At 70.7% G+C, this 8,084-nt stretch carries 7 protein-coding genes; 5 read left to right on the top strand and 2 right to left on the bottom strand.

Going from position 1 to position 8,084, the window contains the following annotated elements; translation table 11 throughout:
• The first annotated feature begins 111 nt into the window (after positions 1 to 111).
• The 5 genes from ftsY to hemW are packed head-to-tail and all read left to right on the top strand — an operon-like array spanning position 112 to position 4,833.
• Positions 112 to 1,038: a signal recognition particle-docking protein FtsY gene (ftsY, locus tag VKH46_10605; protein HKB71283.1), complete on the top strand. Its 927-nt coding sequence runs from the start codon at positions 112 to 114 to the stop codon at positions 1,036 to 1,038.
• Complete coding sequence (ribD, locus tag VKH46_10600) at positions 1,035 to 2,132, top strand: bifunctional diaminohydroxyphosphoribosylaminopyrimidine deaminase/5-amino-6-(5-phosphoribosylamino)uracil reductase RibD (GenBank protein ID HKB71282.1); 1,098 nt, start codon at positions 1,035 to 1,037, stop codon at positions 2,130 to 2,132. The genes ftsY and ribD overlap by 4 nt, the downstream gene beginning before the upstream one ends.
• 15 nt (positions 2,133 to 2,147) lie before the next feature.
• Entirely contained in the window at positions 2,148 to 2,732 is a 585-nt protein-coding gene (locus VKH46_10595) for a riboflavin synthase (GenBank protein HKB71281.1), read from the top strand.
• Positions 2,729 to 3,709 (top strand): hypothetical protein, encoded by a 981-nt coding sequence (locus VKH46_10590; protein HKB71280.1) that lies wholly within the window; start codon positions 2,729 to 2,731, stop codon positions 3,707 to 3,709. Before VKH46_10595 ends, VKH46_10590 begins: the two co-directional genes overlap by 4 nt.
• Positions 3,706 to 4,833, top strand: coding sequence for a radical SAM family heme chaperone HemW (gene hemW, locus VKH46_10585; protein ID HKB71279.1), 1,128 nt, complete (start codon positions 3,706 to 3,708; stop codon positions 4,831 to 4,833). The genes VKH46_10590 and hemW overlap by 4 nt, the downstream gene beginning before the upstream one ends.
• A 35-nt stretch (positions 4,834 to 4,868) precedes the next feature.
• On the opposite strand, the gene VKH46_10580 is transcribed toward hemW, so the two are convergent.
• Both VKH46_10580 and VKH46_10575 read right to left on the bottom strand, forming a co-directional pair.
• Positions 4,869 to 5,702 (bottom strand): hypothetical protein, encoded by an 834-nt coding sequence (locus VKH46_10580; GenBank protein ID HKB71278.1) that lies wholly within the window; start codon positions 5,700 to 5,702, stop codon positions 4,869 to 4,871.
• Positions 5,703 to 5,902: 200 nt separating this feature from the next.
• Positions 5,903 to 8,008 carry a sodium-translocating pyrophosphatase gene (locus VKH46_10575; GenBank protein HKB71277.1) on the bottom strand — a complete coding sequence of 702 codons (2,106 nt, stop codon included), beginning with the start codon at positions 8,006 to 8,008 and terminating at the stop codon, positions 5,903 to 5,905.
• Positions 8,009 to 8,084 lie beyond the last annotated feature (76 nt).

Here is an 8,084-nt window from a genome sequence, read left to right as displayed (position 1 = left end):
GCTGCTGACGGACGACTCGGTCGCTCCGGCGCTCGCCCGCCGCCAGCTCTCCCGCGCGTCGGCCGACCTGCGCGAGAATCTCTGAACCGCTCCGGCGGCGTGGGGGGGCTGATGGCCGACAAGGCCTCGGGATTCTTCTCCAAGATCAAGCGCGGGCTCTTCATGACGCACACCGAGATCCTCGAGAAGATCGAGGGGGCGGTCAAGGAGAAGCTCGGCTACGACGCGTCCGTGCTGGAGACCCTGGAGGAGGCGCTCATCGCGGCCGACGTCGGCGCGGAGACGGCGGGGACGCTCGTGGCCGGCGTCGCCGCGCGCGCGCGCCGCTACCGGCCCGAGGACCTTCCGAAGCTGCGCGTGCTCCTGAAGGAGGAGATCGACGCGCTGCTCGCGACCGCCCCGACCGAGCACGTCCCCGAATCCCGGCCCGAGATCGTGTTCATCGTGGGAGTGAACGGGACGGGGAAGACCACGACGGCGGCCAAGCTCGCGGCGCGCGACATCGCGGCGGGGCGGAGGGTGATCCTCGCCGCCGCCGACACGTTCCGGGCGGCGGCGATCGAGCAGCTGCAGACGTGGGGCGACCGGATCGGTGCGCCCGTCATCAAGCATTCCGAAGGATCGGACCCCGCGGCGGTCGTGCACGACGCGATCGCGGCCGCCCGCGCCCGTAAGGCCGACGTGCTGTACGTCGACACCGCCGGACGCCTCCACACGAAATTCAACCTGATGGAGGAGCTCGCGAAGATGCGCCGGGTGGCGGGGCGGGAAGTCGCGGGCGCCCCGCACCGCAGCCTCCTCGTCCTCGACGCCACGACCGGGAGCAACGGCCTGGCGCAGGCGAAGCGGTTCGTCGAGGCGGCCGGCGTCACCGGCGTCGTCCTGACCAAGCTCGACGGAACCGCCAAAGGAGGGGTCGTGCTCGCGATCCTTCGGGAGCTCGGGATACCGGTCGTCGCCGTCGGCGTCGGGGAGGGCCAGGACGACCTCGTGCCCTTCGACGCCCGCGACTTCGCGGCGGCCCTGCTGGACGGATGAAGACGGACGACGAGACGTGGATGCGCCGGGCGCTCGCGCTCGCGGAGAAGGGGCGCTGGTCCACCTCGCCGAACCCGATGGTCGGCGCCGTCCTCGTGAGGGGAGGACGCTTCGTCGCGGAGGGCTGGCACCGCCGCGCGGGAGAGCCGCACGCGGAGATCGAGGCGCTCGCGGCCGCCGGGGGACGCGCGAAGGGCGCCACGCTCTACGTGACGCTCGAGCCGTGCGCGCACCAGGGGCGCACGGGGCCCTGCGCCGATGCGATCGTCCGCGCCGGCATCCGCCGCGTCGTCGCGGCGCGCCGCGACCCGAACCCCCGGGTCGCGGGGCGCGGCTTCCGCCGGCTCCGCGCGGCGGGGATCGAGGTCGAACACGGCGTGCTCGCCCGCGAATCGGCGCTCCAGAACGAGCGGTACGACGTCTGGATCACCCGCGGCCGTCCCTTCGTCCTCGCGAAGGTCGCCGCCACGCTGGACGGCCGGATCGCCGATTCCCGGGGGAAGTCCCGGTGGATCAGCGGGCCGGCGGCGCGGCGTCGCTCCCTCGAGTGGCGGGAGGAGTTCGACGCGATCGTCGTCGGGGCCGCGACGGCGGAGCACGACCGCGCGCGGCTGACTCGCCGGCTCGGATGGAACCGGACGACGCCGCATCGCCGCATCGTGCTCGACGGCGCGTTCCGCGTCCCCGAGGCGCTTCCGATCTTCCGGGGAACCGGCGCGGAGATCTGGACCTCTTCGCGGGGGGACGCGGCGAAGGAACGGCGCCTCGCTTCCCGCGGCGTTCGCGTCGTGCGGCTGCGGCGCGCGCGCCGCGGAAGGGGAATCGACCTCGCCGCGGCGCTCGCCCGGCTGGGCGCCGAAGACGTCACCGGGCTCATCGTCGAAGGAGGCACGCGGACGCTGACGGAGTTCCACGCCGCGGGGCTGATCGACCGCTGGGCGATCATCCTCGCTCCGAAGCTCCTCGGGGGCGCCGGCGCCTGGCCGATTCTCGGCGGCCCGGGCGTTCCCCTGGCGAAGGCGCCGGCGCTCTCCGGCATGACGGCGTCGGCGCTCGGCCCGGACCTGCTCGTGACGGGGAGGACCCGGAATTGAAGGGGGAGGCGTAACGTGTTTTCCGGCATCGTCTCCGCCACCGGCCGCGTCGATCGGATCGACGTCTCGCCCGCGGGAGCGCGCCTGGCCGTGCGTCCGCCGGCGCGTTTCGGGCGCTTTCGGCGCGGGGAGAGCATCTCCGTGTCGGGGGTCTGTCTCACCGCGCTCGCCGGCTCCGCGCTGTTTCGCGCGGATCTCTCGCCGGAGACCCTCCGGAAAACGACCCTGGGAGAGCTCCGAAACGGGGACGCCGTCAACCTGGAGCGTGCCGTGCGCCTCGCGGACCGCCTCTCCGGCCACCTCGTCTCGGGGCACGTCGACGGGATCGCTCGGGTCGTCTCCGTCGAGCCGGAAGGGGACTCCTGGATTTTCCGGTTCGCGGTCCCGCGCGCGCTCGGCCGTTACGTGATCGAGAAGGGATCCGTCGCCCTCGACGGGATTTCGTTGACGGCGATCGGCGTGCGGGGAGGCCGCTTCTCGGTCGCGGTGATCCCGCACACGTTTCGCGCGACGACGCTCCGCGGCCGCCGGCCCGGCTCGCGGCTCAACTTCGAGGCCGACATGATCGCCCGCTGGGTCGAGTCGCTGCTCCGACGATGATCGTCTACGAAGGGTCGGCGCCGGCCGCCGTGCGGCGAGGCGAGTTCCATCCCTTCGCCGGCGCTCGCGGCCGCGTGCGCGCGCTCCCGTATCCCGGCTACGACGCGCCGGGCGGCGATCCGTGGCGCGGGACGTACCGGCGGCCGGGGGAGATCGCGACCGCCGCGGGTCCGTCCTCGCCCGATGCGTGGTCGGACGCATTCGCGCGCGCGGCCGCCGGGAGGATCCTCGTCGGGCCCGCCGCGCCCGCCGAGCCGGTGTACGGCGCGGCGGCGGCCGCGGTCGAGGCCGCGCGGCGGCTCGGGCGCGCATCGGTCCTCGTCGAGACCGCCGACCGCGCCACGAACGAGATCGCCGCGGGGCCCGACCTCGCGCGCGTCGTCGTGTGGGACGGAACGCTCGCCGCGGACGAGTTCTGGGAACGGTTCGCGGGGGGCGCCCGGCCCTCCGGAGTGGCGCTGCCGTGGATTCCCGGCTGGACGGGGGAGGAGGACTTCCTCGCCGCCTTCTTCGGAGCGGCCGCCGGCTCGGGAGCGGCGTTCGCCGCCGGATTCCCTCTCTCGGGAGACGGAGCTTCCCGCGCCGCGATCCACGGCGATTTCGCGGCGCGCCATCCGGACCGCGCCGACGCGTTCTTCGACGCCGTCCATCATCGCGACTGGGATCGGGGAACCGACGAAGCGAGGTCGCGATTCCGGGCGCTCGCGGCTCGCGCCGGCATTCCCGCGCGCATCCCGCCCCTCGTCGGGAGGCGGGATTTCGAGGCGAACGCGCGGCTGGCCGACGCGTTCGAGAGCGAGGCGGAGGCGGGGGAGGAGCCGCGCGCCTCGGCGCTCCTCGCCGCGGCCCGCCGGGTCGAAGATTTCGACCGCGACGTGGCCGACCTCGAGCGGGAAGGAAACCTTCGCATTCTCTGGCCGCCCGACTCTCCCGAGGCGCGCCTCGCCCGAGCCGTCCTCGCCGGAATCGCCCGGTGACCCCCGCCGGCCTCTACGTCCACGTCCCGTACTGCGTGCGCCGGTGCTCCTACTGCACCTTCGTGCTCACGACCGATTTCTCGAGCCGCGACCGCTATCTCGAAGCGCTCCGCCGGGAGGCGGAGCTCGTCGCGCCCGAGGCGGGCGGGGCGGGTTTCGACTCGCTCTATCTCGGCGGCGGGACGCCGTCGACGGTTCCGCCGAACCTCCTCGCCGCGCTTCTGGCCGACCTGCGGGCGGCCTTCGAATTCGAGGACGGTTCGGAGATCACGATCGAGGCGAACCCGGACGATGTCACGGACGCCGCGGCGGCCGCGTGGCGGGAGGCCGGCGCGACCCGGGTGTCGCTCGGCGTCCAGTCGTTTCGCGACGAGGAGCTTCGGGCGATCGACCGGATCCACACCGGCGAGGACGCCGCGCGCGCGATCGATCGGCTCGCGTCGGCCGGACTCGCGATGTCGGCCGATCTGATGATCGGCATTCCCGGGCAGGAGCGCGGAGGACTGCTCGCCGACGTCTCCCGGCTCGCCGCCGGCCCGGCCGGCCACGTCTCGATCTACATCCTCGAGCTCGACAAGGCGAAGCGGATCGCGGAGGACCGCCGCCTCCATCCCGGGCGCTATCTCACCGACGACGCGCAGGCGGACGCGTATCTCGACGCCGGCCGTCTCCTGTGCGACGCCGGCTTCCGCCACGACGAGGTGTCGAACTGGTCCCGGCCGGGGTCGGCGGCCCGCCACAACGCGAAGTACTGGCGGCGCGTTCCCACGCTCGGCCTCGGGGTCGGCGCCCACGAGCTCTGGGACGAGCGCCGAAGGGCGAACACGGCGTCTCTCGGCGCCTACCTCGACGCGATCGCGCACGGCCGCCGCCCGACGGTCGCCGATCGGGCGATCGACGATGTCGAGCGCGAGCGGGAGGAGATCCTGCTCGCGGCGCGCACGCGCGAGGGGATCCCGGCGGAGCGGATCGAGTCGTGGCTCGCCGAACGCGGCGACGCCGCGCTCCGCGAGGACTGGCCGCGCTGGATCGACGCCGGGTTGATCGAGCGGCGCGGCGAGCGTTACGCGCTCACCGAGCGGGGGTTTCTCGTGTCGAACGAGATCCTGTTCCGGTTCGTGTAGCGGTCTTTTTGTTTTGAAAATGGGCGAGTAGCGCCTCATCTCTCTCCGAACCAGGATTCGAGATCAGCCCACGCGCGCCACCGCGATGGCTTCCTTACCCGCCAGCGTTCGACGAGCCTCAGCCCACCGGAGATCAGTTCGTCATCGTTCTGACCAAATCGCATCACGGCGCGCTCGACCAGTTCTGACGAAACCAGCAGAAACGGCGTCAAGGCGGCCTCGCGCCCTTCGCTCGTCAGGAGCGGCCGAAAAACAAGACGAAGAGCCGAAAGCTGCATGCTTACAAGGCCAATGTCGTGACACACATTGAGGGCGGTCCCCCCGAACGCTCGTCCGCAAGACGACGCGCTCGCAATTTCGAAGGCACGCGCCACCCGGTCAGAGGCTTTCGGCGGAAGAAGAGGGAGGACGAAATGATCCACGCGGGCCTGCCATATCGAGATGGTGACGTTGCTCCGATCCTCTCCCCGGGGTAAGGCTGTCTCGCCGATCACTCCAAGGTCTGCAGATGTCGGCGGTAGGGTTCGGTCGGCTGAACGAATGGCGTTTCGTATTCTGCGGGCCGCGGCTTCAAAATCACGTTCGGCCAACGCGATGCCTTCGGTGACAACCGATGCCTCCGTTTCGCCGCTGGCAGCATATTCGAGCAACACGCGCGCCAGATGCTGCTCGCACCGAGCCTGGCTGTTTGCCGTGACCTCGCACTCCGCGATTGCAGTGCTGACGAACTGCGGAGTCGGTGTGCCGATTGCGATTGCGTCCAAGAGCTTTTCGGGTGCCGTCGGGGCTGCCGGCCGAACCGTGATCCCTTGGGCGGCGGTGATGGCGATTCCCGTGACGGCAAAAGCCGCGATGATCCTGCAGGTCATCGGGGGAATTCTATGCGTCCACGCGAAAACCGCCGTGCGATTTCACCCAACCTCAGGCGCGGGGAGGCGCGAGCCCGGCGGGATGCGGGCGCCCGAGCCCGCGGCCGCGGCGTACCGGGGCGTACGTTAAGGCCGCGGGTCGCGGCGCACGCGCCCGCCCGGCTCGATGCATCGCCGCGCCCCTCCCGCGGCTTCGCTCGCTAAATGAAGAGGGGCGCGAGCACCAGCGTAATGGTCGAGAGGAGCTTGATGAGGACGTGCAGCGACGGCCCCGCCGTGTCCTTGAAGGGGTCGCCGACCGTGTCGCCGACGACCGCGGCCTTGTGGGCTTCGGAACGCTTTCCGCCGTAGATTCCCATCTCGATGTACTTCTTCGCGTTGTCCCACGCGCCGCCGGCGTTGTTCAGGAACGTGGCCATCAGGATCCCGGCGATCGTGCCGACCATCAGGAAGGAGGCCACGGTCTCGGCGCCGATCCCGAGGAACCGGAAGAGGATCCCGACCGCGATCGGCATGCCCACCGCGAGGAGGCCGGGGAGCACCATCTGCTTCAACGCGCCGCGGGTGACGATGTCGACGGTGCGGCCGTAGTCGGGTTTCTCGGTGCCGGCGAGGATGCCCGGCTTCTCCTTGAACTGCGCCCGAACGTCGTTGATCACGAAGTAAGCGGCCTTGCCGACCGCGCGAATGCAGAGGGCCGAGAAGAGGAAGACGAGCATCGCGCCGAGGAGCCCGCCGATGAACACCTCGGGCTTGCTCATGTCGACGTGGAGGCGTTCGGTGACGCCGAGAAGCCCCTTCTGGCGCATGAGCTCGGTCGCGTCGTCGAGGTAGGCCGAGAAGAGCAGGAACGCCGCGAGCGCCGCGGAGCCGATCGCGTATCCCTTGGTCAGGGCCTTCGTCGTGTTGCCGACCGCGTCGAGGCGATCCGTCTTCTTGCGGATCTCCTCCGGCTGCTGCGACATCTCGACGATGCCGCCCGCGTTGTCGGTGATCGGGCCGAAGGTGTCCATCGCGAGAATGTACGCGGCGGTCGAGAGCATTCCCATCGTCGCGACCGCGGTGCCGAACAGCCCCGCGTGAGCGATCCCCGAGGCCCGCCCGACGTAGTAGCTCGCGATGATCGCGATCGAGATGACGACCACCGGAAGCGCGGTACACTCGAAACCGACGGCGATCCCCGTGATGATGTTCGTCGCGGGGCCGGTCTGCGAAGCCTCCGCGATCTCGCGCACCGGACGGTACTTGTACTCCGTGTAGTACTGCGTGATGTAGACGAACGCCTGCGACGTCAGGATGCCGATGACGCCGCAGATCAGGAAGTGCCACCAGGCCGCGGGAGCCTCCGCGGTGTTCAGGAGCCAGCGGGTCGTGAAGGCGAACCCGGCCATCGCGAGGAGGGCGGTGACGTAGTAGCCGCGGTTCAACGCGACCATCGGATCCACGTCTTCCTTCGTCTTCACCACGAGAACGCCGATGATCGACGCCACGATCCCGAAGGCGCGCGCGACCAGCGGGAAGAGCACGCCGCCGAGGCCGAAATAGGGCCAGAGGGCGACGCCGAGGATCATGGCGCCGATGTTCTCGGCGGCCGTCGATTCGAAGAGGTCGGCGCCGCGGCCCGCGCAGTCGCCGACGTTGTCCCCGACGAGGTCCGCGATCACGGCCGGGTTGCGCGGATCGTCCTCGGGAATACCCGCCTCGACCTTGCCGACGAGGTCGGCGCCGACGTCCGCCGCCTTCGTGTAGATGCCTCCGCCCACCTGGGCGAAGAGCGCGACGAACGAGGCCCCGAACCCGTAGCCGACGATCAGGAACGGTATCCGCTTCGGATCCTCTCCCATCGCGCGCAGGACCGCGAAGAGGCCCCCGACGCCGAGCAGCGACATCGCGACCACGAAGAGGCCGGAGACCGCTCCCGCGCGCAGCGCCGTCTGGAGGGCGCCGTTCAACGACGTTCTCGCCGCCGACGCCGTGCGGATGTTCGCCCGGATCGAGACCCACATTCCGACGTAGCCGGCGATCAGCGAGCACGCGGCCCCGAGGATGAACGACACGGTCGTCGTCGCGGCGAGCTGCATGTCTCCCTTCGCGTAGGCGTACAGCACGAAGATCACCGCCGCGAGGACGAGCGCGAGCGACGCGATCGTGCGGTTCTGACGCCGCATGAACGCCTCCGCGCCCTCCTTGATGGCGTCCGAGATGGCTTTCATCGCGGGAGTGCCGGTGTCGCGCTTCAGGACCCAGCGCGCGAGGCCCCAGGCGAACACGAGCGCGCCCCCGGAACACAGGAAGATGATCGGCATTTCCCAGGTCATTCTCTGCTCCTCAAAAAACGAGCCCGCCGTGCGGGCCCGTCAAACTTGCGTTGCCGTAACCGGG

The sequence above is a fragment of the Thermoanaerobaculia bacterium genome, assembly GCA_035260525.1.
Classification (GTDB): domain Bacteria; phylum Acidobacteriota; class Thermoanaerobaculia; order UBA5066; family DATFVB01; genus DATFVB01.
This window is presented reverse-complemented; position numbering and strand designations above follow the sequence as displayed.

Coding starts and splice junctions, on each gene's coding strand:
- ftsY (HKB71283.1), top strand. CDS start 112: ATGGCCGACAAGGCCTCGGGATTCTTCTCCAAGATCAAGCGCGGGCTC.
- ribD (HKB71282.1), top strand. CDS start 1,035: ATGAAGACGGACGACGAGACGTGGATGCGCCGGGCGCTCGCGCTCGCG.
- VKH46_10590 (HKB71280.1), top strand. CDS start 2,729: ATGATCGTCTACGAAGGGTCGGCGCCGGCCGCCGTGCGGCGAGGCGAG.
- VKH46_10580 (HKB71278.1), bottom strand. CDS start 5,702: ATGACCTGCAGGATCATCGCGGCTTTTGCCGTCACGGGAATCGCCATC.
- VKH46_10575 (HKB71277.1), bottom strand. CDS start 8,008: ATGCCGATCATCTTCCTGTGTTCCGGGGGCGCGCTCGTGTTCGCCTGG.